23 protein-coding genes and 1 pseudogene are annotated in these 23,307 nt (G+C 73.2%); 11 read left to right on the top strand and 13 right to left on the bottom strand.

The features are described 5' to 3' along the window. Nucleotides 1–71 precede the first annotated feature (71 nt). The 6 genes and pseudogenes from npdG to AB0G84_RS23930 form a co-directional block, all read right to left on the bottom strand. Entirely contained in the window at nt 72–803 is a 732-nt protein-coding gene (gene npdG / locus AB0G84_RS23955; protein WP_361324232.1) for an NADPH-dependent F420 reductase, read from the bottom strand. A gap of 124 nt (nt 804–927) precedes the next feature. Then, nucleotides 928–1,824 carry a carbohydrate ABC transporter permease gene (locus tag AB0G84_RS23950; protein WP_361324229.1) on the bottom strand — a complete coding sequence of 299 codons (897 nt, stop codon included), beginning with the start codon at nt 1,822–1,824 and terminating at the stop codon, nt 928–930. Continuing rightward, nucleotides 1,821–2,813, bottom strand: a complete 993-nt coding sequence (locus AB0G84_RS23945; RefSeq protein ID WP_361324226.1) for a sugar ABC transporter permease — start codon at nt 2,811–2,813, stop codon at nt 1,821–1,823. The genes AB0G84_RS23950 and AB0G84_RS23945 overlap by 4 nt, the downstream gene beginning before the upstream one ends. Beyond that, nucleotides 2,810–4,144 carry a sugar ABC transporter substrate-binding protein gene (locus AB0G84_RS23940; protein ID WP_361324222.1) on the bottom strand — a complete coding sequence of 445 codons (1,335 nt, stop codon included), beginning with the start codon at nt 4,142–4,144 and terminating at the stop codon, nt 2,810–2,812. Before AB0G84_RS23940 ends, AB0G84_RS23945 begins: the two co-directional genes overlap by 4 nt. A 149-nt stretch (nt 4,145–4,293) precedes the next feature. After that, nucleotides 4,294–4,482: pseudogene (locus tag AB0G84_RS23935) on the bottom strand (sialidase family protein); the annotation flags it as partial. Between the two features lie 319 nt (nt 4,483–4,801). After that, the gene (locus tag AB0G84_RS23930) at nt 4,802–5,488 is read right to left on the bottom strand and encodes a FadR/GntR family transcriptional regulator (protein WP_361324219.1); all 687 of its coding nucleotides are present in this window, start codon (nt 5,486–5,488) and stop codon (nt 4,802–4,804) included. Between the two features lie 260 nt (nt 5,489–5,748). On the opposite strand from AB0G84_RS23930, the gene AB0G84_RS23925 reads away from it, so the two are divergent. From AB0G84_RS23925 to AB0G84_RS23915, 3 genes are all read left to right on the top strand, one after another. After that, on the top strand, nt 5,749–6,708 hold the full coding sequence (locus AB0G84_RS23925; protein WP_361324603.1) for a dihydrodipicolinate synthase family protein: 960 nt from the start codon (nt 5,749–5,751) through the stop codon (nt 6,706–6,708). Nucleotides 6,709–6,829: 121 nt separating this feature from the next. After that, on the top strand, nt 6,830–7,459 hold the full coding sequence (locus AB0G84_RS23920; protein ID WP_361324216.1) for a hypothetical protein: 630 nt from the start codon (nt 6,830–6,832) through the stop codon (nt 7,457–7,459). 138 nt (nt 7,460–7,597) lie between these two features. Beyond that, the gene (locus AB0G84_RS23915) at nt 7,598–8,965 is read left to right on the top strand and encodes an MFS transporter (RefSeq protein WP_361324213.1); all 1,368 of its coding nucleotides are present in this window, start codon (nt 7,598–7,600) and stop codon (nt 8,963–8,965) included. Nucleotides 8,966–9,014: 49 nt separating this feature from the next. On the opposite strand, the gene AB0G84_RS23910 is transcribed toward AB0G84_RS23915, so the two are convergent. Beyond that, nucleotides 9,015–9,245 carry a hypothetical protein gene (locus AB0G84_RS23910; protein WP_361324210.1) on the bottom strand — a complete coding sequence of 77 codons (231 nt, stop codon included), beginning with the start codon at nt 9,243–9,245 and terminating at the stop codon, nt 9,015–9,017. A gap of 67 nt (nt 9,246–9,312) precedes the next feature. On the opposite strand from AB0G84_RS23910, the gene map reads away from it, so the two are divergent. Together map and AB0G84_RS23900 are read left to right on the top strand one after the other, a co-directional pair. Beyond that, complete coding sequence (map, locus tag AB0G84_RS23905) at nt 9,313–10,170, top strand: type I methionyl aminopeptidase (protein ID WP_361324208.1); 858 nt, start codon at nt 9,313–9,315, stop codon at nt 10,168–10,170. Between the two features lie 348 nt (nt 10,171–10,518). Beyond that, the gene (locus AB0G84_RS23900; RefSeq protein WP_361324600.1) at nt 10,519–11,145 is read left to right on the top strand and encodes a biliverdin-producing heme oxygenase; all 627 of its coding nucleotides are present in this window, start codon (nt 10,519–10,521) and stop codon (nt 11,143–11,145) included. Between the two features lie 20 nt (nt 11,146–11,165). Here the strand turns inward: AB0G84_RS23900 and AB0G84_RS23895 are convergent, their stop codons facing one another. Next, a complete protein-coding gene (locus AB0G84_RS23895) occupies nt 11,166–11,831 on the bottom strand; it encodes a PhzF family phenazine biosynthesis protein (protein WP_361324205.1) in 666 nt (221 codons plus the stop codon). 401 nt (nt 11,832–12,232) lie between these two features. On the opposite strand from AB0G84_RS23895, the gene efeO reads away from it, so the two are divergent. From efeO to AB0G84_RS23875, 4 genes are all read left to right on the top strand, one after another. Further along, nucleotides 12,233–13,387 carry an iron uptake system protein EfeO gene (gene efeO / locus AB0G84_RS23890; RefSeq protein ID WP_361324202.1) on the top strand — a complete coding sequence of 385 codons (1,155 nt, stop codon included), beginning with the start codon at nt 12,233–12,235 and terminating at the stop codon, nt 13,385–13,387. A 24-nt stretch (nt 13,388–13,411) separates the two neighbouring features. Further along, complete coding sequence (gene efeB / locus AB0G84_RS23885; RefSeq protein WP_361324199.1) at nt 13,412–14,752, top strand: iron uptake transporter deferrochelatase/peroxidase subunit; 1,341 nt, start codon at nt 13,412–13,414, stop codon at nt 14,750–14,752. Between the two features lie 93 nt (nt 14,753–14,845). After that, nucleotides 14,846–15,838: an iron uptake transporter permease EfeU gene (efeU, locus tag AB0G84_RS23880; protein WP_361324196.1), complete on the top strand. Its 993-nt coding sequence runs from the start codon at nt 14,846–14,848 to the stop codon at nt 15,836–15,838. Continuing rightward, nucleotides 15,825–16,700: a hypothetical protein gene (locus AB0G84_RS23875; RefSeq protein WP_361324193.1), complete on the top strand. Its 876-nt coding sequence runs from the start codon at nt 15,825–15,827 to the stop codon at nt 16,698–16,700. Before efeU ends, AB0G84_RS23875 begins: the two co-directional genes overlap by 14 nt. A 135-nt stretch (nt 16,701–16,835) precedes the next feature. Here the strand turns inward: AB0G84_RS23875 and AB0G84_RS23870 are convergent, their stop codons facing one another. Further along, on the bottom strand, nt 16,836–17,588 hold the full coding sequence (locus AB0G84_RS23870; RefSeq protein WP_361324191.1) for a bifunctional DNA primase/polymerase: 753 nt from the start codon (nt 17,586–17,588) through the stop codon (nt 16,836–16,838). A gap of 162 nt (nt 17,589–17,750) precedes the next feature. Next, nucleotides 17,751–18,377: a TetR/AcrR family transcriptional regulator gene (locus AB0G84_RS23865; RefSeq protein WP_361324189.1), complete on the bottom strand. Its 627-nt coding sequence runs from the start codon at nt 18,375–18,377 to the stop codon at nt 17,751–17,753. Between the two features lie 150 nt (nt 18,378–18,527). Here AB0G84_RS23865 and AB0G84_RS23860 point away from each other — a divergent pair, with 150 nt between their 5' ends. Both AB0G84_RS23860 and ddaH read left to right on the top strand, forming a co-directional pair. Then, nucleotides 18,528–18,704, top strand: a complete 177-nt coding sequence (locus AB0G84_RS23860) for a DUF6243 family protein (protein WP_361324187.1) — start codon at nt 18,528–18,530, stop codon at nt 18,702–18,704. A gap of 136 nt (nt 18,705–18,840) precedes the next feature. Continuing rightward, on the top strand, nt 18,841–19,698 hold the full coding sequence (gene ddaH, locus AB0G84_RS23855; RefSeq protein WP_361324184.1) for a dimethylargininase: 858 nt from the start codon (nt 18,841–18,843) through the stop codon (nt 19,696–19,698). An 82-nt stretch (nt 19,699–19,780) separates the two neighbouring features. Here the strand turns inward: ddaH and AB0G84_RS23850 are convergent, their stop codons facing one another. The 3 genes from AB0G84_RS23850 to AB0G84_RS23840 form a co-directional block, all read right to left on the bottom strand. After that, nucleotides 19,781–20,767 carry a small ribosomal subunit Rsm22 family protein gene (locus tag AB0G84_RS23850; protein ID WP_361324181.1) on the bottom strand — a complete coding sequence of 329 codons (987 nt, stop codon included), beginning with the start codon at nt 20,765–20,767 and terminating at the stop codon, nt 19,781–19,783. 31 nt (nt 20,768–20,798) lie between these two features. Then, on the bottom strand, nt 20,799–21,875 hold the full coding sequence (locus AB0G84_RS23845) for a serine hydrolase (RefSeq protein ID WP_361324178.1): 1,077 nt from the start codon (nt 21,873–21,875) through the stop codon (nt 20,799–20,801). Between the two features lie 92 nt (nt 21,876–21,967). Then, complete coding sequence (locus AB0G84_RS23840; RefSeq protein WP_361324175.1) at nt 21,968–23,290, bottom strand: multidrug effflux MFS transporter; 1,323 nt, start codon at nt 23,288–23,290, stop codon at nt 21,968–21,970. Nucleotides 23,291–23,307: the final 17 nt, after the last annotated feature.

Here is a 23,307-nt window from a genome sequence, read left to right as displayed (position 1 = left end):
GGAGAGTGGTGCGGTCCTCCCCAGTGTCCCCCATGCCCCGCGCGCGGCGGGCAGCGGCCGTCGGGCCCGGCTCAGACGTCGGTGACCCGCAGCCCCGCGTGCGCCTTGTAGCGGCGGTTGACCGAGATCAAGTTGGCCACCAGCGACTCGACCTGGTGGGCGCCTCGCAGCCGGCCGGCGAACACCCCGCGCATCCCGGGGATGCGGGCGGCCAGCGCCTGCACCAGGTCGGTGTCGGCACGGGACTCGCCGAGCACCAGCACATCGGTGTCGATCCGCTCGACCGCGGGGTCCTGGAGCAGCACCGCGGACAGGTGGTGGAAGGCGGCGGCGACCCGGGAGTCGGGCAGCAGCGCGGCGGCCTGCTCGGCGGCGCTGCCCTCCTCCGGCTTGAGCGCGTAGGCGCCCTTCTTGTCGAAGCCGAGCGGGTTGACGCAGTCGATGACGAGCTTGCCGGCCAGCGGCTCGCGCAGCGCCTGGAGCGTCTTCGCGTGGCCCTCCCAGGGCACGGCCACGATCACCACATCGCTGCGGCGGGCGCAGTCGGCGTTCTCGGCGCCCTCGATGCCGAGGCCGAGCTCGTCGGCGGCGGTCTGCGCGCGCTCGGCGACCCGGGAGCCGATGATCACCTTCTGGCCGGCCTTGGCGAGCCGGTAGGCCAGGCCGCGGCCCTGGTCGCCGGTGCCGCCGAGGACGCCGACCACCAGGCCGGAGACGTCCGGGAGGTCCCAGGGGTCGCGCTTGAGGGCGGCCTTCGCACGGGTCGCGGCGTTTTCGGACAGGGCAGCGTCAGGAGTAGTCATGACAGCGATCCTGTCACGCCGGTACGGCCGCTGCCGTGGGCGGCGGGGTGCCGGGTAGCGGGGACGCCCCTGCAGACGGTGCGTGCGTCGTCCGCGGACCCGGCGGCCCGCGCCCGTGGCGCCGTCAGGCCTTCACCCCGCCGTCCGTCAGGCCGGTCCGCCAATAGCGCTGGAGCACGGTCATCAGCACCATCAGCGGCAGCACCGACAGGAAGGCGCCGCCCACCGTGTACTGGTAGAGCACCGGCTGGCGGTCCGCGTAACCGGTCCACGAGGTCAGGCCGAGCTGGATCGGGTAGAGGGCGGAGTCCGAGAGCATCACCAGGGGCAGGAAGTAGTTGTTCCAGATGTGCACGAACTGGAAGAGGAAGACCGTGACCAGCGCGGGGGTCATCAGCCGCAGCCCGAGCGCGGCGAAGATCCGTACCTCGCCCGCGCCGTCGATCCGGGCCGCCTCCAGCAGGGAGTCGGGGACCGCGGCGGTGGCGTAGATCCGGCAGAGGTAGACGCCGAACGGGCTGACCGCGCTGGGGATCAGCACCGCCCAGAAGGTGTTGGCCAGGCCCATCGCGCTGAACAGGAAGTACAGCGGGAGGGCCAGTGCGGTGCCGGGGATCAGTACGCCGGCGAGCACCAGGTTGAAGACCGCCTCCCGGCCGCGGAAGGGGAACTTGGCCAGCGCGTAGCCGGCCGCGGCGGACAGCAGGGTGGCGCAGACCGCGCCGATCCCGGCGTAGAGCAGGGAGTTGGCGAACCAGCGGAGGTAGACGCCGTGGTCGTAGGCGAGGACGTCGGCGAGGTGGCCGAGGAGGTCCGGACGGCCCGCGAACCAGAAGCCGAAGGTGCCGAAGAGATCGGCGCTGTTCTTGGTGGCGGAGACGGTCAGCCAGTAGACGGGCACCAGGAAGTAGAGCGCGGCGACGGTCAGCAGGGCGGCGGTGAGGATCCGGTGGCGGACCGGCGGCACGGCGATCCGGGCGCGGGCCGGGGGCCGGGCGGTCCGCGTGCGCAGCAGGGTCATCGGCGCTCCCTCGCAGGCCCGCCGACCAGCCGCAGGAAGCCGAAGGACAGCACGCACGCCACCAGCGCCAGCAGCACCGCCTCGGCCGCCGCCCCGTGCTGGTCGTTGCCGACGAACGCCTGGCTGTAGGCGTGCAGGTTGGGGGTGAAGCCGGAGTCGATGGCGGAGGCGAGCGGGCGCAGCACCATCGGCTCGGCGAACAGTTGGAGGGTGCCGATGATGCTGAAGACGGTGGTCAGGACGAGGGCGGGCCGGATGAGCGGGATCTTGATATGCCGGACCACCTGCCAGGCGGTGGCGCCGTCGATCCGTGCCGCCTCGTACAGTTCGCCCGGCACGGACTTGAGCTGGGCGATCAGCACCAGCATGTTGTAGCCGGTGAACTGCCAGGTGACGATGTTGGCGATGGCCCAGAGCACGGTGCCGCGGGAGAGGAAGTCCACGTCCCAGCCGAGCGCACCGGCGATCTTCACCAGCGGGCTGATGCCGGGGACATAGAGGAACCCCCACAGGATCGAGGCGATCACCCCGGGCACGCCGTAGGGCAGGAAGAAGGCGCTGCGGAAGAAGGTGACACCGCGGGCGCCGGCGCTCTCCAGCAGCAGGGCGAGCGCGGTGGCGAGCACGATCATCAGCGGGATCTGGACGGCGCCGAAGAGCAGCACCCGCCCGAAGCCGGCCAGGAACCGGCCGTCGGAGAGCGCCTGGGCGTAGTTGTCGAGTCCGGCGAACGCCTCGTGCTGCCGGCCGCCGAGGCCGAGCGGTCCGGTGCGTTCGGTCCGGTGCAGGCTCTGGTAGGCGGCGTAGGCGAGGGGGGCGAGGAAGCAGAGGGCGAAGACCGCGAGGAAGGGCAGCACGAAACCGGCCGCGGCGCGGGCGTTGCGGGCCTCGGTGCGCGTGCGGCGCCGCGGGCGGCGGGACGGGCGGTGGGACGGGGCGGGCCGCCCGCTGCCGGCCGGCACCGCCCGGCGCACGGTGTCCCGGCTCACCCGCCGCTCTCCACCTTCAGGCCCTTGCGCTTGAGGTCGGCGAGGGTCTGGCCCTGCACCGTGGTGAGCACCGAGCGGAACGAGCCGCCGTCGGCGAGGGCTTCGGTGAAGGCGTCGCCGAGCCGCTGGTAGAGCGTGTCCACGCCCGGTCCCCACCGCCAGCTGGTGTCGACATGGGCACCGGCCTCGGCGAAGACCGTGCTGTAGGCCTGTCCGCCGAAGAAGGCCCGGTCGACGTCGAGGTCGGCGGTGGCGTAGCCCTGCTTGGCGCTGGGGAAGCCGTAACCGCCGTCGATCAGCAGGGCGATGGACTCCGGGGCGGTGTTGAGCCAGACCGCGAAGTCCAGGGCGTCCTTGGGGTAGCTCGCCCCCGCGAAGACGGCGGTGGTCGAACCGCCCCAGTTGGCGAAGGCCTTCGCACCGGCCTTCCACTGGGGCATCGGCGCGGCGCGCCACTTCCCCTTGGTGCCGGGCGCGTTGCCGGCCAGCAGCGCATCGCCCCAACTGGCGCCCAGCCAGGTGGGGATGGCGCCGGTCTGGACGTCCTTGTACCAGGCGTTCTGCCGGTCGGGGAGGGTCTTGACGAGCTTCCGCCGGGCCAGCGACTCCCAGTAGTCGGCGACCCTGCGGGTGGGTTCGTCGTCGAGGTGCACGATCCAGGTGTCGCCGTGCGTGGCGTACCACCGGGCGCCGGCCTGCCAGGCGAGGCCGGCGAAGCGGTTGCCGTTGGTGGGGGCGAAGGTCTCGATCCAGGCGCCCTCCTTGCGGACGGCCTTCGCGGCGTCCTCGTACGCGTCCCAGGTGGCGGGCGCCTCGATCCCCCAGCGGTCGAAGAGGTCCTGGCGGAGGAACAGGCCCATCGGGCCGGACGCCTGCGGGATGGCGTAGACGCCCTTGCCGAAGACGGACTGCTGCCACTGCCAGCCGACGAACCTGTCCTTGTGGCGGGCGGCGCCGAGCGGGGCGAGGTCGAGGAGCGCATTGTCCAGCAGGAAGCTGGGGACGACCGGGAATTCGATCTGGCCGAGGTCGGGCGGGTTGCCCGCCTTCACGGCGGCGTGCATCTTCGCGTACTGCTCGCCGTTGACCGCCGAGACCTTCTCGACCCTGACCCGTACGTCGGGGTGCGTGCGGTTCCACAGGTCGACGGGCTTGTCGATGCCCGGCACCCAGGACCAGAAGGTCAGCGTGATCTTCTGCCCCTTCCTGCGCTCCTTGGGCGCCCCGCCGCCGTCGTCCCCGCCGTCGCCGCAGCCGGCGAGCGCGAGACCGGCGGCGAGGGCGGCCGCCCCGCCCAGGACCGTTCTGCGGTGCATGGCGTTGCTGGTCATGTCGGCTCCTCCACGGGGATGCGGCGGAAGGTGATCGTCGACGGCGCGCTGAAGTCGCCCGTCTCGTAGCGCAGTCCGACGCGGTCGCGGCCCCGGCGTACGAGGTCGCAGTGGCCCGCCGGGAGCCCGCTGACGGTGTGGGCGCCGTGCCAGGTCGCGCCGCCGTCCAGGGAGCGCTTGAGCACCAGGTCGATCGCGCCGGAGTCGGCGGCCGAGGGGACCCGCCCCTCGGCGAAGGCGGACACCGCCCCGGAGCGCGCCCGGACCACGGAGGGGATCCGGAAGCTGGTGTACCCCTCGGTCCCGGCCCGGGACGGTACGGAGCTCTCGTACGCCATGGGTCACCCCCAGTGGGCAAGGACGTAGGACGTCCCTTGTCCTGCGGCGACCATAGGGAGTGCCCAACTGACCGTCAAGGCACCGCACATGACGCCGTGCGGGTCGGCAACGGCCCCGCCGACACGGGGTGACGCCCCGGTGAACGGGCGGGCGGCACCGGCGATCGGCGGGTGCGGACACCCGGGCGCCCGCACCCGCCGACCACCGTCACCGTCACCGTCACCGTCACCGTCACCGATCGTCGATCACCCGCCGTAGGCCACCGGTCGTCGGCCACCGGTCGCCGGCTACCAGTCACCGGCCACCGGACACCGGTCCCTATTCGGTGGCCAGCCGCCGCCGGATGCCGTCGAAGTGCCGGTGTATCGCCTCCACCGCGCGGGCGCCGTCCCCGGCCTCCAACGCGTCGACGATCTCCTGGTGCTGACGGTAGGTCAGTTCCGGATCGGGGCGGTCGTCGGAGAGGTCCTCGCGCACCCGGCGCAGCGCCGCCCAGAACGCGTCCAGCACCTCGCTCAGCAGGTGGTTGCCCAGTGAGCGGTAGAGCGCGAGGTGGAAGGCCCGGTCGGTGGCGCTCTGTACCATGCCGCCGCGCGCCTCCTCCGCCATCCGCTGCACCAGCCCCTTGAGGACGGCGAGGTCCTCGGCGGGCAGGCTACGGGCGACCTCGCCGATCAGGCCCGCCTCCAGCGCCTCGCGGACCTCCATCAGTTCGTACAGGCTCGGCTCGCCCTGGTGGTGGCGGACCGCGGCCCGGAAGGCGACGCCCTCGACGAACGGCTCCAGGGTGAGCGGGCCGACGTAGGTGCCGAAGCCGTGCCGGATCTCGACGATGCGCATGGCCTGGAGCGCCTTGAGCGCCTCGCGCACCGAGTTGCGGCTGACGTCCAGCAGGCCGACCAGCTCGGCCTCGGTGGGCAGCGGGTCGCCCGGCACCAGACCACCCTGCAGGATCAACTGCTTGATCTGCGCCTGCACATCCTCGGACATCGTCCCTCGCGCCATGGATCTCCCTTTCCGCACCGCGTCTGCCGTGCCGCCGTCCGGTGCGCGCGAACCGCCCCCGCCCGTACCCGCGCATCCTTGACCGACCGCCCGTGAACAGGTCTATTGTGCTCTGACATAGGACATCCCACGTCCGATGTCCGGCCGCGGGACCGCCCGGCGGCCGGCGGCCCGACAGCCGGCCACACCGCCCCACACGGCACCCCCGCACGACGCCCCGTCCGGCACCGGAGCCCCTGGAGTCCCGTATGGCACCCCGTATGGCACTGCCCGCCCCCCTCCACGGCGTCATCCCCCCGGTCTGCACCCCGCTCGACGCACGGGGCGAGGTCGACACCCGCTCGCTGACCCGCCTGGTCGGCCACCTGATCGACGGCGGGGTGCACGGGCTGTTCGCGCTCGGCTCCACCGGCGAGGTCGCCTACCTCACCGACCGCCGACGGGCCACCGCCCTGGAGACCGTCGTCGAGGCCGCCGGCGGCCGGGTCCCGGTGCTCGCCGGCGCCATCGACACCACCACCCCCCGCGTCCTCGACCAGGCCCGCGCCGCAGCGGCCCGCGGCGCCGACGCCCTGGTGGCTACCGCGCCCTTCTACACCCGCACCCACCCCCGGGAGGTGGCCGGCCACTTCCGCCGGCTGCGCGCCGCCGTGGATCTCCCGCTGCTCGCCTACGACATCCCGATGGCCGTGCACAGCAAGCTGCCGCCGTCCCTGGTGTGCGAGCTGGCCGCGGACGGCACCCTCGCCGGGGTGAAGGACAGCAGCGGCGACGAGGGCGCGCTGCGCCGGCTGCTGGTGGCGCTCGGCGGGCGCACCGGCCGCCGCACCGGTCCCGCGCCCGGCTTCGCGGTGCTCACCGGCTCCGAACTGACCGTGGACGCCGCCCTGTTGGCGGGTGCCGACGGGGTGGTGCCGGGCCTGGGCAACGTCGACCCGGCCGGCTACGTCCGGCTGTACGACGCCGCGCGGGCCGGCGACTGGGAGCGGGCGGGGGCCGAACAGGAGCGGCTGGTCGCGCTGTTCGCGATGACCGAGGCCGGACCGGAGTCCGAGATGGGCCGCAGCTCCTCGGCGCTGGGCTCCTTCAAGGCGGCCCTGCGGCTGCTCGGCGTGATCGACCGGGACACCACCGGTCTGCCGCAGATCCCGCTGGGCGAGCCGGCGGTCCGGGAGGTGGGGCGCCGGCTGGCGGACGCCGGGCTGCTGCCGGCCCGCTGACCGACCGCGCCGCGGCCGGCCACGACCCGCCCGTACGGCGAGCCAACGGCCGCTTCCCGTACGGGTGATACCGCCGGGAACGGGGACCGGTCCCGGCGGCGCTGCGGCAGGATGCCGGGGCATGGACGCCGTACGGGTCGCGCTGCTGCGCGAGGTGCTCGCCGGGACGGAGTGGCTGCAGGCCACCCGCCGCTTCGCCGGGTCGCTGCGGACCGCCGTCGCCCCGCACGGCGGCGGGCTGCTGCTGGTGGGCAGCGCCGACTACGAGCCCTGGCACCTGGCCGCCCATCTGGACGACGAGGCCGCCTGGTCGGGGCTGCCGGAGCTGTCACCGACGCTGGTGCGCCACCGCGTCCCCAGCGGTGCCCCGGCCCATCTGGCGGTGGGGCTCGGCCGGCTGGCGGCCGCCGGACGCGGTGAGACGCTGCTGGTCGTCACGCCGGAGCAGCCCGGCACCGGGCTGCTGGAGCAGGTGCACGACGCCCGGCGGAACGGTGCGACGGTGCTGGCCCTGGACGGCGGCGACCGGGATCTACAGACCCTGGCCCATGACGCGCTCGCCGTGCCCGACGCCCCGCCGGACGGCACCCTCGGACCGTCCCCCGCGCTCGACCTGGACACCGTCCAGCATCTGGTGAGCGCCGCCGCCGGCGAGAACAGCCTGCCCACCGCCCGGCGGCACGGCCGCTTCCGCGACCGACTGGCTCGCCTCACCGACGCGTTGACCGCGCCCCCGCCACCCCGCTGGTGAGGGGCCGGCCCCCGAACCGGACCACTTCGCGTACGCCGCCCCGCGCACCTCTCACCACCCGCCGCCCGCAGGCCGCAGGCCCGCCGCCCGCCGTAAATCCTTTGCGCCGCCGGGAGTCCGCGCGGACGATGGTCCCTCGTGACCCCGTCCGAACCCCCACCCCGCACGGCTCCGGTGCGCCGGCGTCTGACCGCACTGCTGCCGGACCTCGCCCCCTGGCACACCTCACGGGACTTCCGGCTGATGTGGTGCGCGGGTGCGATCACGGTCTTCGGCACCTTCCTGACCTTCGTGGCCCTGCCGTTGCAGCTCAAGGAGCTCACCGGCTCCACGCTCGCGGTCGGCGCGCTGGGCGCGGTGGAGCTGGTCCCGCTGATCGTCTTCGGCCTCTACGGCGGTGCGCTGGCCGACGCCGTGGACCGCCGCCGGCTGATCGTCTGGACGGAGGTCGCGCTCGGTCTGATGGCCGCGGCGCTGCTGCTGAACGACCTGCTGCCGCACCCCCAGGTGTGGCCGCTGTATGCCACCGCGGCGGCGACCAGCGCGCTGACCGGTCTGCAGCGGCCGGCCCTCGACGCGGTCGTACCGCGGATCGTGCCGCACGACCAGCTCCCCGCGGCCGCCGCCCTGAACTCCCTGCGCTGGCAGATCGGCGCCATCGCCGGCCCGGCGCTCGCCGGTGGCCTGCTCGCCTGGGCCGGCACGACCTGGGCGTACGCCCTCGACACGGCCACCTACGCGGTCTCCGCGCTGCTCGCGCTGCGGCTGGCGGCGCAACCCGCCGCGCACGACGCACAGAAGCCGTCGCTGCGCGGGATCGCCGCCGGCGCCCGCTACGCCTGGAGCCGCAAGGAGCTCCTCGGCACCTATGCGATAGACCTGACGGCGATGCTGTTCGCCTTTCCGCTGGCGGTCTTCCCGTTCCTCGCCGACGAGCTGCACGCGCGCTGGTCGGTGGGGCTGATGTACGCGGCGCTGCCCGCCGGCTCCCTGCTGGTGAGCCTGACCAGCGGCTGGACCTCACGGATCCACCGGCAGGGCCGCGCCATCGTGCTGGCGGCCGCCGGGTGGGGGCTGGCGATCACCGCCGCCGGGCTGGTGCACCACGTCTGGCTGGTGCTGGCCTGCCTGATGCTGGCCGGCTCCTGCGACATGATCAGCGGCATCTTCCGCTCGGCGCTGTGGAACCAGACCATCCCCGACGAGCTGCGCGGCCGGCTGGCCGGCATCGAGCTGCTGTCGTACTCGGCGGGACCGCAGCTGGGCCAGGTCCGGGTCGGCGGGATGGCGGCGCTGTGGGGCGTGCGGGCGTCGGTGTCGCTGGGCGGGCTGCTGTGCTTCGCCGGGGTGGGGCTGCTGGCGCTCGGCCTGCCGAAGCTGATGACGTACGACTCCCGCACCGACGAGCACGCCCGGCGGGTGCGGGAGCGCCGGACCGCCCGGGGCGGCAGGGGCACCGGGGGCGCCCCGTCCCAGGACCCCGACACGGCCCCGGCCGCCTCCTGACCCGGACGCCGCCGGCGGGTGGCTCGCACCGGCCGGCGCGCCCGGGGCGTCAGACCTGCTGTCCGCCGCCCTTGTCCGTGTCGTTCCACTTCGGGTCGTTCTCCCACTCCTGGTTCCGCTCCTGGGCGGTCTCCACGGCGTGGACGGCCTCCTCGCGGCTCGCGTACGGGCCGAGGCGGTCGGCGGCGCGGCACTGGGGGCCCTCCTCGACCGTGCCGTGCTCCAGGCAGTAGTACCACTCGCCCGGCTTCCCGACCGTCCGCCTCTTGAACAGCGCCATTACCGCCTCCTGTGGGGTGCTCCGTGCCCACCATCCTGCCCGACGGCCCGCGGATACACTCGCTGGCATGTCTGGCCAGTCGCTTCTTGTCCCGGGGAAGATCTCCCCCACCCGCCCCGTCCCCGCCTCGATCCGGCGCCCCGAGTACGTCGGCAAGGACGCACCCACGCCCTATACGGGGCCCGAGGTGCAGGACGCCGACACGATCGAGCGGATGCGGATCGCCGGCCGGATCGCCGCACAGGCGATGGCGGAGGCCGCCAAGCTGATCGCGCCGGGTGTGACGACCGATGAACTGGACCGGGTCGCCCATGAGTTCATGTGTGACCACGGCGCCTACCCGTCCACGCTCGGCTACCGCGGCTTCCCCAAGTCCCTGTGCTCCTCGGTCAACGAGGTCATCTGCCACGGCATCCCGGACTCCACCGTCCTCAAGGACGGCGACATCGTGAACCTGGACGTCACCGCGTACCTCAACGGCGTGCACGGCGACAACAACGCCACCTACCTGTGCGGTGAGGTCGACGAGGAGTCCACGCTGCTGGTGGAGCGGACCCGGGAGGCGCTCAACCGGGCGATCAAGGCGGTCCGGCCGGGCCGCCAGATCAACATCATCGGCCGGGTCATCGAGTCCTACGCCAAGCGGTTCGGCTACGGCGTGGTCCGGGACTTCACCGGCCACGGGATCAACTCCTCCTTCCACTCCGGCCTGATCGTTCCGCACTACGACAGCCCGCACCACACCACCGACATCAAGCCCGGCATGACCTTCACCATCGAGCCGATGCTGACGCTGGGCACGTACGAGTACGACATGTGGGAGGACGGCTGGACCGTGGTCACCAAGGACCGCAAGCGGACGGCACAGTTCGAGCACACGCTGGTGGTGACCGAGACCGGGGCGGAGATCCTCACCCTGCCCTGACCCGGACTGCGGGCGCGCGCCACCCGCGCGCCCGCCGGGGCCCGGCGGAGACCGGGACGGGGGCGGGGACGGGGACGGAGACGGAGACGGGGAAACTTTTACCGACACCGCGTCGGGAACAGGGGTAGGCTGGTTCCCGACAGGACGTCGGGAACGGGTTGGCTTAGGCAAGCCAAGCAGTTGGCTGGACGGCGTCGCCGGCGGCCCGGCGGGCTCCTCCCGCGCCACCCCGTCCCCGGCCGCCCCCTCGGTCCCCGGAGGTCCGCCTTGACAGCGCCCCGCCCGACCAGCCCGGCCCCGTCCCCTCCACTCACACCCCCGGGGTCCGCCCCACCGTTCTCGACACTCATCCGCACCGCGTCCCACGCGCAGCACACGGAGGCCGAGAACGCCTCCTTCATGGGCGACCTGCTCGGCGGCCGGCTAGGCGTGACGGCCTACCGGCGCTACACCGAGCAGCTGTGGTTCGTCTACCGCGCGCTGGAGGACACCTCCGGGGCGCTCGCCGGGGATCCGGTCGCCGGCCCCTTCCTCCGCCCGGAGCTGGCCCGCACTGCCGAGCTGGAGCGCGACCTCGCCCACCTGGGCGGCCCGGCCTGGCACGAGGGACTGACCCCACTGCCGGCCACCGCCGCCTACGCCGACCGGGTCACGGCCTGCGCCCGCGACTGGCCGGCCGGCTATGTCGCGCACCACTACACCCGCTACCTCGGCGACCTCTCCGGTGGCCAGATCATCCGCGGCACCGCCGAGAAGACCTGGGGCTTCGCCCGCAAGGGCGACGGGGTGCGGTTCTACGTCTTCGAGGAGATCGCCAACCCCGCCGCCTTCAAGCGCGAGTACCGCGCGCTACTGGACGCCCTGCCCGTGGACGACCTGGAGAAGCAGCGGGTGGTCGACGAGTGCAAGCACGCCTTCCGGCTGAACGGCGCGGTCTTCCGGGAGTTGGGCGAGGAGTTCCCGCTGAGCGCCTAGGTGATGCCCCGGGACGGCCGCTACGGCACGTCCCGGCACACCCGGCCGCCGACCGAGACGGTGCCGTCCGGATGGACCCGGGTGAGGATCTGCGAGCCGGCGCCCTGACGGACGTCCAGGGAACGGCCGAGCTGATGGGTCAGCAGCAGGGCGGCGGCGCCGGTGGCCTCGTCCTCGACGACGGCGTCACCGCGCCGCGGGAAGGCCCGGGCCCGGACCAGCCCCGCGCCCTCGTCCCGCCAGGCCCAGGCGTAGAGCCAGCCCTCCCCCGGCGGCGGTGCGGGCAGCGCGTCGACCTCGGCCGCCGAGGCGTACCGCTGGGTCCTGCGGGCGGTGACCCACTCCGCGCGGCCGCGCACCCAGGTGAGGTCCCCCTCGAAGCCGACCTCGACGTCACCGGCCGCCGGGCGCAGGGTGCGCGGTGGCCGGCCCAGGCTCCGCAGCAGCCAGGCCAGACCAACCAACGGGTGCCCGGCAAAGGGGAGTTGAACGCTGGGGGTGTGGATGTCGACGGTGCCGCGCTGCGCGTCGTCGAGGAACACGGTCTCGCTAAAGCCGAGTTCGGCCGCGAGGGCGGACCGGTCGGCGAGGTCCGGGATCGCCGCACCGTCGCGCACCACCCCCAGCCGATTGCCCCCGGCCCCGTCGGGACCACAGAACACCCGCAGGACTTCGAGTTCGGTCATCCGGACATTCAACCGCGCCGCGCCGGCCGGAGCGGGCACAGGGCGGGCGACGGGCAGCCGGAGCAACGACACGAGGGCCCCCTTCCCGAGGATTCAGCCAAGTAAGGCCGACCTAACTAGACCTCTTCCCCGAGTCGGCGCCCCTCTCGTCAGATCCAGTCACAGCCGGTCAGGCCCCCTCATCAACCCCGTCCCTTACCTTGACCGCCCCATGACGCTTACGTAACCCGAGACGCACCAATCCGTGACCGGGCCGTTGCCCATGAGAGCGGGATCACTGGACACGGCGGTCAGAAATAGGTAAGCCTCAGATAAGTTAGGGCCGCCTTAGTGGTCATCTTGTCGACTGTCTATCGTTCCGTACGTCGTTTCCGTACGCCCGAGCCTGCCTGGAGCCCCGTATGCGAGCCCTCCGCTCCTCCGCCGTTGCCGCCGTCGCCGCGGCCACGGCCGTCACCGCCGTCGCCGGCTGCGCCGCGAAGAACGACGGCAAAGGCGACGGCAAGGGGACCGTCGAGGTCACCGCGACCGACTCCAGCTGCGAGCTCTCCGCCAAGGAGTTCCCGGCCGGGCACGTCCGGTTCGCGGTGCAGAACAAGGGCTCCAAGGTCACCGAGGTGTACGTCTACGCGCCCGGCGACCGGATCGTGACCGAGCGGGAGAACATCGGCCCCGGCACCAACGCCGAGATCACCGCGGAGATCAAGGCCGGCTCGTACGAGATCGCCTGCAAGCCGGGCATGAAGGGCGACGGCATCCGCCAGAAGGTGACCGCCAGCGGCAAGGCCGGCGGCGGCGCCAAGCGCGACCCCAAGCTGGACGCCGCGGTGGCCGCCTACCGCGAGTACGTCCAGGAGCAGGCCGACCAGACCATCCCCAAGGCGCAGAAGTTCGCCGACGCGGTCAAGTCCGGTGACCTGAAGGCCGCCCAGCAGGCCTACGCCGTCTCGCGGGTCGGCTGGGAGCGCACCGAGCCGGTTGCGGAGTCCTTCGGCGACATCGACCCCAAGGTCGATGTGCGCGAGGACGGCCTGGAGAAGGGCCAGAAGTGGACCGGCTGGCACAAGCTGGAGAAGTCCCTGTGGGAGGAGAAGAAGATCTCCGGGGACGACAAGAAGCTCGCCGACCAGCTGATGACGGACCTCAAGGACTGGCAGAAGCGGGTCGGCAAGGCCGAGATCACCCCGACCAGCATGGCCAACGGCGCCAAGGAGCTGCTGGACGAGGTGGCCACCGGCAAGGTCACCGGTGAGGAAGAGCGCTACAGCCACACCGACCTGATCGACTTCCAGGGCAATGTCGAGGGTGCCGAGAAGGCGTACGAGCTGCTGAAGCCGGTCGCCGCCAAGAACGAGCCGGCGCTGGCCAAGGAGCTGGACAAGCAGTTCAAGGCCCTGCACGCGCAGCTCGACAAGCACCGCGACGACAAGTCCGCCGACGGCTTCGCCTCCTACGACACGGTCGACAAGGGCGAGCGCAAGGAGCTGTCGGACGGCGTCAACGCGCTGGCCGAGCCGCTGTCCAAGCTGGCCGCCGCCGTGGCCACCGCCAAGTAGTCCGCCGCCAGGCAAGGGGTCAAGATGACGCACGACGACGCGACGACCGGACCGGACGCGCAGTCCGCCGGGGCCACCGAGGGCGCGCAGCGCACCGGGGCCGCCAACGGCCGGGCGCCCTCCCGGCGTTCGCTGATCGGCTGGGGCGGGGCCGGACTGGCGCTCGGCGCGGTCGCGGCCGGCGGTACGGCGGCGGCGCTGCGCACCGGCAGCGACGCCCAGCCGGCCGGTGCCGACGCCGGCGCGGGCGCCGCGGTGGCCTTCCACGGCGCGCACCAGGCGGGCATCGCCACCGCCGTCCAGGACCGGCTGCACTTCGCCGCGTTCGACGTCACCACCGACGACCGCGACGAGCTGATATCCCTGCTCAAGGAGTGGACGGCGGCGGCGGCCCGGATGACGGCCGGCGACGCGGTCGGTGACGGCGCGGTCGGCGGGCTGGCCGAGGCGCCGCCGGACGACACCGGCGAGGCGCTCGGTCTGCCGCCGTCCCGGCTGACCCTCACCTTCGGCATCGGGCCGGGCCTGTTCGAGAAGGACGGCAAGGACCGGTTCGGCCTCAAGGACCGGCGGCCCGCGGCGCTGATCGACCTGCCGCAGTTCCCCGGCGACAACCTCGACAAGACGCGCAGCGGCGGCGATCTGTGCATCCAGGCGTGCGCGGACGACCCCCAGGTCGCGGTGCACGCGATCCGCAACCTCGCCCGGATCGGCATGGGCAAGATCGCCATCCGCTGGTCGCAGCTCGGCTTCGGCAAGACGTCCTCGACGACGCCCGAGGCCCAGACGCCGCGCAACATGATGGGCTTCAAGGACGGCACCCGGAACATCGCGGGCACCGACGGCGCGGCGCTGAAGGCGCACGTATGGGTCGGTGAGAAGGACGACAAGGGCAAGGGCGGCTGGATGGCCGGCGGTTCCTACCTCGTCGCCCGCCGGATCCGGATGCACATCGAGACCTGGGACCGCACCTCGCTCAAGGAGCAGGAGGACGTCTTCGGCCGGAACAAGGGCGAGGGCGCCGCGGTCGGCCGGAAGAACGAGCGGGACGAGCCGCATCTGAAGTCGATGCTGCCGACCGCCCACGTCCGGCTGGCGCACCCGGACTCCAACGACGGGATCCGCATCCTGCGCCGCGGCTACTCCTTCACCGACGGCACGGACGGTCTGGGCCGGCTGGACGCGGGGCTGTTCTTCCTCGCCTACCAGCGGGACGTGCGGCACGGCTTCGTGCCGCTCCAGCGCCGGCTGGCGGCCAACGACGCGCTCAACGAGTACATCCAGCACGTGGGTTCCGCGGTCTTCGCGGTGCCGCCGGGCGTCCGCGGCGCGGACGACTGGTGGGGCCGGGAGCTGTTCGCCTGACACCGCCGCTGCCGGCCGCGGACACCGGGCCGGCACCGGGAGCACACCGGCGCCCATGAGGGTCGCCGTACGTAAGGAAGGGAAGGGTCCGACGTGTTCGGCAACTACCTGATCGGTCTGCGCGAGGGCCTGGAGGCCAGCCTCGTCGTCTGCATCCTGATCGCCTATCTGGTCAAGACCGGGAGGCGGGAGGCGCTGCGCCCGGTCTGGCTCGGGATCACGCTCGCCGTGGTGCTGTCGTTCGCGTTCGGAGCGGCGCTGCAGTTCGGGTCGCAGACCCTGACCTTCTCGGCGCAGGAGGCGCTGGGCGGCTCCCTGTCGATCGTCGCGGTCGGCCTGGTGACCTGGATGGTCTTCTGGATGCGGCGCACCGCGCGGCACCTGAAGAAGGAGCTGCACGGCAAGCTGGACGCGGCGCTGCAGATGGGCACCGTGGCGCTGGTGGTCACCGCGTTCCTGTCGGTGGGCCGCGAGGGCCTGGAGACCGCGCTGTTCATCTGGACCGCCGCGCAGTCCGCCAACGACGGCGTACGGCCACTGGTCGGGGCGCTGCTGGGGCTGCTGACGGCCGTGCTGCTGGGCTGGCTGTTCTACCGGGGTGCGGTGCGGATCAACCTGGCGAAGTTCTTCACCTGGACCGGCGGGATGCTGGTGGTGGTCGCGGCCGGCGTGCTGGCGTACGGCTTCCACGACCTGCAGGAGGCGGGCATCCTGCCGGGGCTGTCCACCCAGGCGTTCGACATCAGCGCCCAGATCCCGGTCGACAGCTGGTACGGCACGCTGCTGAAGGGCATCTTCAACTTCCAGCCGGACCCGACCGTCCTTCAGGTCACGGTGTGGGCTCTGTATCTGATCCCCACGCTGTCGTTCTTCTTCGCCCCCGGTAGGGTTGCGCCGAATCGTGCCACCCCGGCGGCCGACACGTCCGCCCCGGTCGCCCCGAAGGAGCCCGAGCCCCATGACACGCAGGTCGCCGTTCCGGGTGCCCGCAACACTGACGTCGGCAGCGGCGGCGCTGCTGATACTCAGCGGGTGCATGACGGTGCACGGCGAGAGGGAGATGCTGCCGGCGGTGTCGAAGGCTGAGGGCGTCAAGGCGCTCCAGCACTTCACCGACAGCTTCAACAAGGCCAACCGCCAGCTCGATCCGGAGCTGAACCCCTCGTTCGAGGCGGGTGCCCTGCTCGCCATCGACCAGGCGGGGATAAAGGCGGCCCACGCCCTCAAGCCGGGCGGCAACCCGGCCTTCCCGGCGCTGGAGTTCAAGGACCCGCACGTCACCGTGCCCAAGCAGGCGGGCTGGCCGAAGTACTTCATCGCGGACGCGGCCAGCAACCGCCCGGACGGCAACGGCGGGAACGCCCGGTGGTTCCTGGTGTTCAGCCGCAACGGCATCGACGAGCAGTGGCGGGCGACGTATGTCGCGCAGTTCAAGCACAACAAGGCGCCGGAGTTGAAGACCGACGCGGACGGGTTCGCCGAGGCGGTGCCCGCCGGTTCCTCGTCCGGGCTGATGGTGGCCCCGGGCAAGCTCAGCAGTGCCTACGCCGACTACCTCAACACCGGCAAGGGCGACCGCTTCGCCCCGGGGCCGCAGACCGACGCCTGGCGGGCCAAGCGCGCCAAGGACGCCAACCAGGTCGGGGCGCGCATCCAGTGGGAGGACAGCGCGGCGGGCTACCCGCCGGTGGCGCTGCGGACCGCGGACGGCGGTGCGCTGGTGTTCTTCTCGACCTTCTACCACCAGTTGAAGACGGTCTCCACCGGGTCGGTGATCACGGTGCCGGCGAATCTGCAGGGCCTGATGGAGGGCCCGGCCAAGAAGACCAACCGGATGGCCTTCACCACCGTCTCCGCCCAGGTGGTCACGGTGCCGGCGAAGGGCTCCGGAGGCAAGATCGCCGTGCTGAACCGGCGGGAGGCCAAGACCGAGGTCAAACCGCTGTAGGCGGCACGGCCGCCCGGCTCCCGGGCGGTCGGGGCCGGCGACACGCGCAGCGGGCGACGGCACACAGGAGGGGCCGCCGGGTGCAACCGGCGGCCCCTTCCGCGTACCGGCGCGGGCGCTGGGGTGCGGAGCGGCTCAGCGGCCGATCGGCCAGGCCGCGGTCTCGTGGTACGCATCGCGGTCGGTGCGGTCGTGGAACTCGGCGCAGGCGTCGGTGAGCGACTCCAGCAGCGTCAGCGGGTCGGGCAGCGGCAGCTCGGGGCCGCGCAGCCAGGTCACCGCGGGCTGGTCGCCGGGGAGGGTGGAGGGCGGCAGGAGGACGTAGCTGCCGCGGCAGTGCCAGCGCAGGCCGGGGTGCTCGTCCAGCGTCTCGGGGTGGCAGTCCAGCTCGCAGGGCCACCACTCGTCCTCGTCGTCGGGGGTGCCGCGGGTGGCGGTGAAGAACAGCATCCGGCCGTCGCCGAAGCCGGCGCCGCTGAGGGTGATCGGCCCGACCTCGATGCCCGCCGCCTCCAGCCGGCCCAGGGCGCTGCGGCCCGCCTCGACGGGGACGTCGAGCACGTCGTGGGCGATGCCGGTGGCGGTGATGAAGTTGGCCTGCGGGAGGGTGCGGATCCAGGCGGCGACCTTGTCGCGGTCGGTGGTGGCGACGGTCTGCCAGCCGAAGGAGATGGGGTGGCGGCCGGGAGTGGGACAGCCGATGCGTTCACAGGAACAGCCGTAGCCGGAGGGGTGCGCCGCCGGGGCGATGGGGAAGCCCGCTCCGGCCGCGGCCAGCAGCAGGTCCTCGCGGCTGCGCGCAGCCACCGATCCCGTGTCCGTATCGCCGCCGTCCGATCCGCTCTTCGGCCGGCGAAGCCACTGGGAGAACCTGCTCTTGCGTTCCATCTATCCCCTCACTTCGAGCGGTGGTCTGGGATCAATGCTGCCACCATCCTGCTCCGCGGGTGACCGGTGTGGGGATCCGGGGTGAACGAAGGGCCGTCCAATACCGGCATTTCACCTCATCGCCGACAGTGCGCCCCTCGCCCCACCGCCCGTCCGGCGGACTCAGTCGCGCGGGCGCAGACCACGCAGCGCCTGGTCGACGAGGGTGTCGACATAGCCGTAGGTCAATTCGCCGGTGCGCATCAGCCAGCGCTGTGAGAAGGGACTCAGCAGCATCTCGACGGCCACCCGCACATCGATGTCGGCGGCCACCTCGCCCGCCTCCTGCGCCGCCCGCAGCCGATCGACGTAGACCTGGGTGCCGGGTTCCAGCAGCCGCGCGACGAAGGTGCGGGAGAGTTCCTCGTCGTTGGCGCCGGCGGCCGCGAGGGCGCGGTAGGGGGCCTGGAACGCCGGATCGTTGAACTCGTCGACGGTCGCGCGCAGCACGAACTTCAGGTCCGCGGCCAGGTCGCCGGTGTCCGGCAGGCCCTGCGCCGAGTACTCGTCGACGCCGACGGTGAAGGCGTCCAGCAGTACGGCGGCCTTGGAGGGCCACCAGCGGTAGATCGTCTGCTTGCCGACCCCGGCCCGGGAGGCGATGCCTTCGATCGTGAGCTTCTCGTAGCCGACCTCGCCGACGAGGGCGAGGGCGGCGTCGAAGATCGCACGGCGGGAGCGCTCGCTGCGGCGGGTGGGGGTTCCCCTGGTGGAGCCAGGGGGAGAGTCGGGGGCGGATTTGTTGGCCATGGGGCGGAGTCTAACCAGCGAGAGACGGAACGTCTCGCCTTGACGAGACGATGCGTCTCGTGGAGAGTGGGACGAACAAGGCGAGACGGTTCGTCTCACTCGAGGTGCCGCGCGCTCGGCGCGTGGTGCCGGCAACGGAAGGGGACTCCCATGAGCAAGGGCAATGCGGGCGGGATGCTCGGCGTCGGTGGCACCCGCAGCAAGCTGTCGCGCGGTGCGCTGCGCGGCGGCGGCAACGGCGGCCGGGGCGGTCAGGGAACCGCCGGGAAGCAGGCGCAGCGCCAGGAGCTGCTCCGCAAGTTCCAGGAGCGGGCCCAGCAGCGGTGAGCCGTGCGCCACCCGAACGGTGCACGGCTCCCGGCGCGGGGGCCGGGCACGGTGGACGATGCTGCTGAGCGTCCCGCGGGCGCGGCCGGGAATCCCCCGGCCGCGCCCGCGGTCCCGTCACCGTGAGGAGCCCTCCTTGCGCACCCCCCGCCGCCGTGTCGCCACCCCGCGCCGCTACCTGATGTGCCCGCCCACGCACTTCCGGGTCAGCTACTCCATCAACCCCTGGATGGACCCGGGCAAGCCCGTCGACCTCGCCCTGGCCCGGGCCCAGTGGGAGGACCTGCGGGACCGCTACCGCGCGCTCGGCCACACCGTCGAGGAGCTGGAGCCGCACCCCGAACTCCCCGACATGGTCTTCGCGGCGAACGGCGCCACCGTCGTGGACGGACGGGTGCTCGGCGCCCGCTTCGCCTTCGCCGAGCGGGCCGGCGAGGCCGCGGTGCACGCCGCGTGGTACCGCGCCCGGGGCTTCACCGAGGTGCGGGAACCGCTGAACGTCAACGAGGGCGAGGGCGATTTCGCGGTCACCGCCTGCTGGCTGCTGGCCGGCCGCGGCTTCCGCAGCAGCCCCCTCTCGCACGCGGAGGCGCAGGAGTACTTCGGGCGGCCGGTGATCGGGCTCGACCTGGTCGATCCCCGCTTCTACCACCTCGACACCGCGCTGTGCGTCCTGGACGACGGCGGCCGGGAGGCGGGCGCGGGCCCGGGCGCGGCGGAGATCATGTACTACCCCGGCGCGTTCTCCGCCGGCAGCCGGACGGTGCTGCGGCGGCTGTTCCCCGACGCGGTGATCGCGTCCGCGGCCGATGCGGCGGCGTTCGGCCTGAACGCGGTGTCCGACGGGCACCACGTGCTGCTGCCGGCCGCCGCGGTGGGGCTCTTCGCGCCGTTGCGGGAGCGCGGTTTCGCGCCGGTCGGGATGGACCTGAGCGAGCTGCTCAAGGGCGGCGGGAGCGTGAAGTGCGTGACCGCGGAGCTGCGGCCGGGGTGACCTGCTGCGAGGGACCCGGGCCCCGCTCACCGGCCCCGACACCCGTCGCCGACGGCGGTGGCGGCGGTGTCAGGGCCGGCCCTCACTCCCAGTCGTCGCCCCACGCCGCGTCGCGGGCCGCCCGGTACAGGTCGCCGTGGCGCTTGGTGACCGTGCTGCGCCGCAACCCCTCCTCCGCGGTGCACAGGTCCAACAGCACCTGCCCCTTGCGGAGTTGGGGCTTGCGGACGATACGAGAGGGGGCCGGCTCGGCCGGCAGCCGGGTGGCGGCCACATAGCTGAACTTCTCGTCCTCGTAGGACAGGGTGCCGCCCTTGACCTGGCGGTGCAGGGAGGAGCGGCTGACCCGCGCGGCGAAGTGGCACCAGTCTCCCCCGGCCACCGCCGGGGGTTCCCCCGCCTTCCGGACCAGCGGGACGATCGGGCAGCCCGCGCTGTGCGGGCAGGGCGCGACGATCCGCAGACCGGCCGCGATCAACTGGTCGCGGGCCTCGCGGATGCGGAGGTAGCCGTCCGGGGTGCCGGGCTCGATCAGCACCACGGCCGAGGCGGTCGTGGCCGCGGCGACCACCGCCGCGCGGTCCTCCGGGCGGAGCTCACCCAGGACGTAGGAGACGGTGACCAGGTCGGTGCCCTCCGGGAGGGTGAGGCCCTCCCCGAGGGTGCGGCGCTGCCAGTCGGTGTCGGGCAGGATCCCGGCGGCCAGTTCGCGGCCGAGGTCGAGGGCGGGCTGCGCCCAGTCCAGGACGGTGCTGTGGTGGCCCTGCCAGGTGGCGGCGGTGGCCCAGGTGGCGGCGCCGGTGCCGCCACCGATGTCGAGGTGGGTGGTCGGGGACCAGCCGGGCATCCGGGCGGCGAAGGCGGCCAGCGCGGCCCGTACGGCCTCGAAGGTGGCCGGCATGCGGTAGGCGGCGTACGCGGCGACGTCCGCGCGGTCGCGCAGGACCGGGGCGTCGGTAGGGGTACGGCCCCGGTAGTTGGTGATCAGCCGCTCCACGGCCTGCGCGGCCTGCTTGGGCGGCAGGCCGTCGAGCAGGCCGGCCAGTGCGGCGCGCAGTTCTTCGTGCATCGAAGGAATTCTACGGCCGCCGGGGAGCGGCTCAGCCGGCCCGGACCACCGCCCTGGCCAGACGGGTGGCGGCCGCGGCGCGCGGGGCGCTGCCGCCGGTGCGACGCCGGGGGTGGACGGTGTTGGCGAGCAGGATCAGGAAGGTGTCGGTGGCCCGGTCCAGGACCAGGCTGGTGCCGGTGAAGCCGGTGTGCCCGGCCGCGCCGTGGCCCGCCAACTCGCCCATGAAGTACGGCTGGTCGATGCCGAAGCCCAGGCCGGGCGGGTCGAGCAGGGCGGCCACCGCACCGGCTCCGAGGATCCGGGCGGTGCCGTACGCGCCGCCGTTGAGCAGCGCCCGGCACAGCACGGCCAGGTCCTGGGCGGTGGAGAACAGTCCGGCATGGCCGGCCACCCCGCCCAGCGCCCAGGCGTTCTCGTCGTGCACCTCGCCGCAGATCATGCCGCGGTCGGCCTTGGCCCAGGGCCGCCGCTGGTCCTCGGTGGCGGCGACGCCGGGCGGCGCCAGCGGGCCGTAGCCGGTGCTGGCCATGCCCAGCGGGCCGGTGATGCCCTCGTGGACCAGGGCGTCCAGCGGCCGCCCGGTCAGCTGCTCCAGGATCAGCTGGAGGGAGATCAGATTGAGGTCGGAGTACAGGTAGCTGGTGTCCGGGCGGCCGGTCGGGGCGGCCGCCTCCCGCCACAGCAGGTCCAGCTGCGCGGAGCGCTCCCGGTGCGCGTAGAACGGCAGCTCCGGGGCGAGGCCGGAGGTGTGGGTGAGCAGCTGCCGGACGGAGATGCCCGGGGCGAAGGCCGGCAGGTAGGCGTTGACCTGGTCGCTGAGGACCAGGTGCCCGCGTTCGATCTGCTGGACCGCCGCGATCGCGGTGAACAGCTTGCTGAGCGAGGCCAGGTCGAAGACGGTGCCGGTGCGCATCTCCTCCCACTGGTCGCGGGGCAGCTCCAGGCCGCGGTCCGCCTCGGGGTCGTACGCCCGGTAGCGCCGGGCCCAGCCCGCGGCGGCCTCGGCGACCACGACCGGGCCGCGGCCGGCCAGCACCACCACACCGGGGGCCCACGCCGGCCGCCCCTCGGGCAGCGCGCGCACGCCCCGGACCAGCCGCTCCACCCAGGCGGGGTCCAGGCCCGCCCGGGCCGGTGTGCCGTGGGTCAGTGTCGGTGCGCTCAGCGTCCGTTCCTCCCGCCGCGAGCCGGGGCGCCCTACGGGGCGCTCTCCTCCCTACGCTGCCACGGGCGGCACAGCACCAGGAAGCTCACGAGCGCCAAGAGGGCACACGAGAGCTGCACCACGGCCATCGGCACGGCGGTCCGCTCCCCCGCGATGCCCACCAGCGGGGAGGCCACCGACCCCAGCAGGAAGGTCGAGGTGCCCAGCAGCGCCGAGGCGGAGCCGGCCGCGTGTTTGGTGCGCAGCAGCGCCAGGGCGTTGCTGTTCGGCATGACCAGGCCCATGGACGCCATCAGGACGAACAGCCCGGCGGCGACGGGGGCCAGGCCGACCGGGCCGAAGACACCGGCGGACATCAGCAGCAGCGCGGTCGCGGCGAGCGCGATCAGCGCCACCCCGCAGCCCAGCACCTTGTCCAGCGCGACCCGGCCGACCAGCACCTTCCCGTTGATCTGGCCGACCGCGACCAGGCCGATGGAGTTAAGGCCGAAGAGCAGGCTGAAGACCTGTGGGGAGGCGCCGTAGATCTCCTGGACGACGAACGGCGAGGCCGAGATGTAGGCGAAGAGGGCGGCGAAGGCGAAGGAACCGACCAGGACGTAGCCGGAGAAGACCCGGTCGGCGAGCAGATCGCGCATGGTGCGCAGCGCCTCGCCCAGGCCGCCGGAGTGCCGGTGCGCCGGCGGCAGGGTCTCGTCGAGCCGGCGCCACACCAGCAGGGTGAGGGCCAGGCCGACGGCGGTCAGCACGACGAAGACGCCGCGCCAGTCGGTGACCCGGAGGATCTGGCCGCCGATGAGCGGGGCGACCACCGGCGCCACCCCGGAGATCAGCATCAGGCTGGCGAAGAAGCGGGCCATCGCCACCCCGTCGTAGAGGTCGCGCACCACGGCCCGGGCGATGACGATGCCGGCGGAGCCGGCCAGGCCCTGGAGCAGCCGGAAGGAGATGAGGAGTTCGGTGTTGGTGGCGACCGCGCACAGGGCGGTCGCCAGGACGTAGAGCACCATGCCGGCCAGCAGCGGGCGGCGGCGCCCCCACCGGTCGCTCATCGGGCCGACGATCAACTGCCCCAGCGCCATGCCGGCCAGGCAGGTGGTGAGGGTGAGCTGGACGGTGGTGGCCGGGCTGTGCAGGGCGGCGGTGACCTGCGGCAGGGCCGGCAGGTACATGTCCATGGAGAGCGGCGGGACCGCCGTGAGCCCGCCGAGGACGAGGGTGACGAGGAGGCTGGTGCGACGATCCGCGGGCGGTGCAGCGGGGGCGGCTGGTGCCGCCGGTGGTGCTGCCGCGTCCCGCCCGGCTATCGCGGGCGGGTCCCCGGCCTCGGCCGGGGAGGAGCCGGACTCCGTCATGAGCATCTCCATGGGTC

The organism is Streptomyces sp. NPDC020742 (assembly GCF_040641675.1).
Taxonomy (GTDB): Bacteria; Actinomycetota; Actinomycetes; order Streptomycetales; family Streptomycetaceae; genus Streptomyces.
Note: the sequence above shows the minus strand (reverse complement) of the source record. Positions and strands in the feature narration are given on the sequence as shown.

Bases quoted from the DNA above. Each gene is read 5' to 3' on its own strand.
- npdG (WP_361324232.1), bottom strand. From the start codon at position 803: ATGACTACTCCTGACGCTGCCCTGTCCGAAAACGCCGCGACCCGTGCG.
- AB0G84_RS23950 (WP_361324229.1), bottom strand. From the start codon at position 1,824: ATGACCCTGCTGCGCACGCGGACCGCCCGGCCCCCGGCCCGCGCCCGG.
- AB0G84_RS23940 (WP_361324222.1), bottom strand. From the start codon at position 4,144: ATGACCAGCAACGCCATGCACCGCAGAACGGTCCTGGGCGGGGCGGCC.
- AB0G84_RS23930 (WP_361324219.1), bottom strand. From the start codon at position 5,488: ATGGCGCGAGGGACGATGTCCGAGGATGTGCAGGCGCAGATCAAGCAG.
- AB0G84_RS23925 (WP_361324603.1), top strand. From the start codon at position 5,749: ATGGCACTGCCCGCCCCCCTCCACGGCGTCATCCCCCCGGTCTGCACC.
- AB0G84_RS23920 (WP_361324216.1), top strand. From the start codon at position 6,830: ATGGACGCCGTACGGGTCGCGCTGCTGCGCGAGGTGCTCGCCGGGACG.
- AB0G84_RS23910 (WP_361324210.1), bottom strand. From the start codon at position 9,245: ATGGCGCTGTTCAAGAGGCGGACGGTCGGGAAGCCGGGCGAGTGGTAC.
- map (WP_361324208.1), top strand. From the start codon at position 9,313: ATGTCTGGCCAGTCGCTTCTTGTCCCGGGGAAGATCTCCCCCACCCGC.
- AB0G84_RS23895 (WP_361324205.1), bottom strand. From the start codon at position 11,831: ATGACCGAACTCGAAGTCCTGCGGGTGTTCTGTGGTCCCGACGGGGCC.
- efeO (WP_361324202.1), top strand. From the start codon at position 12,233: ATGCGAGCCCTCCGCTCCTCCGCCGTTGCCGCCGTCGCCGCGGCCACG.
- efeB (WP_361324199.1), top strand. From the start codon at position 13,412: ATGACGCACGACGACGCGACGACCGGACCGGACGCGCAGTCCGCCGGG.
- AB0G84_RS23870 (WP_361324191.1), bottom strand. From the start codon at position 17,588: ATGGAACGCAAGAGCAGGTTCTCCCAGTGGCTTCGCCGGCCGAAGAGC.
- AB0G84_RS23865 (WP_361324189.1), bottom strand. From the start codon at position 18,377: ATGGCCAACAAATCCGCCCCCGACTCTCCCCCTGGCTCCACCAGGGGA.
- AB0G84_RS23860 (WP_361324187.1), top strand. From the start codon at position 18,528: ATGAGCAAGGGCAATGCGGGCGGGATGCTCGGCGTCGGTGGCACCCGC.
- AB0G84_RS23850 (WP_361324181.1), bottom strand. From the start codon at position 20,767: ATGCACGAAGAACTGCGCGCCGCACTGGCCGGCCTGCTCGACGGCCTG.
- AB0G84_RS23840 (WP_361324175.1), bottom strand. From the start codon at position 23,290: ATGACGGAGTCCGGCTCCTCCCCGGCCGAGGCCGGGGACCCGCCCGCG.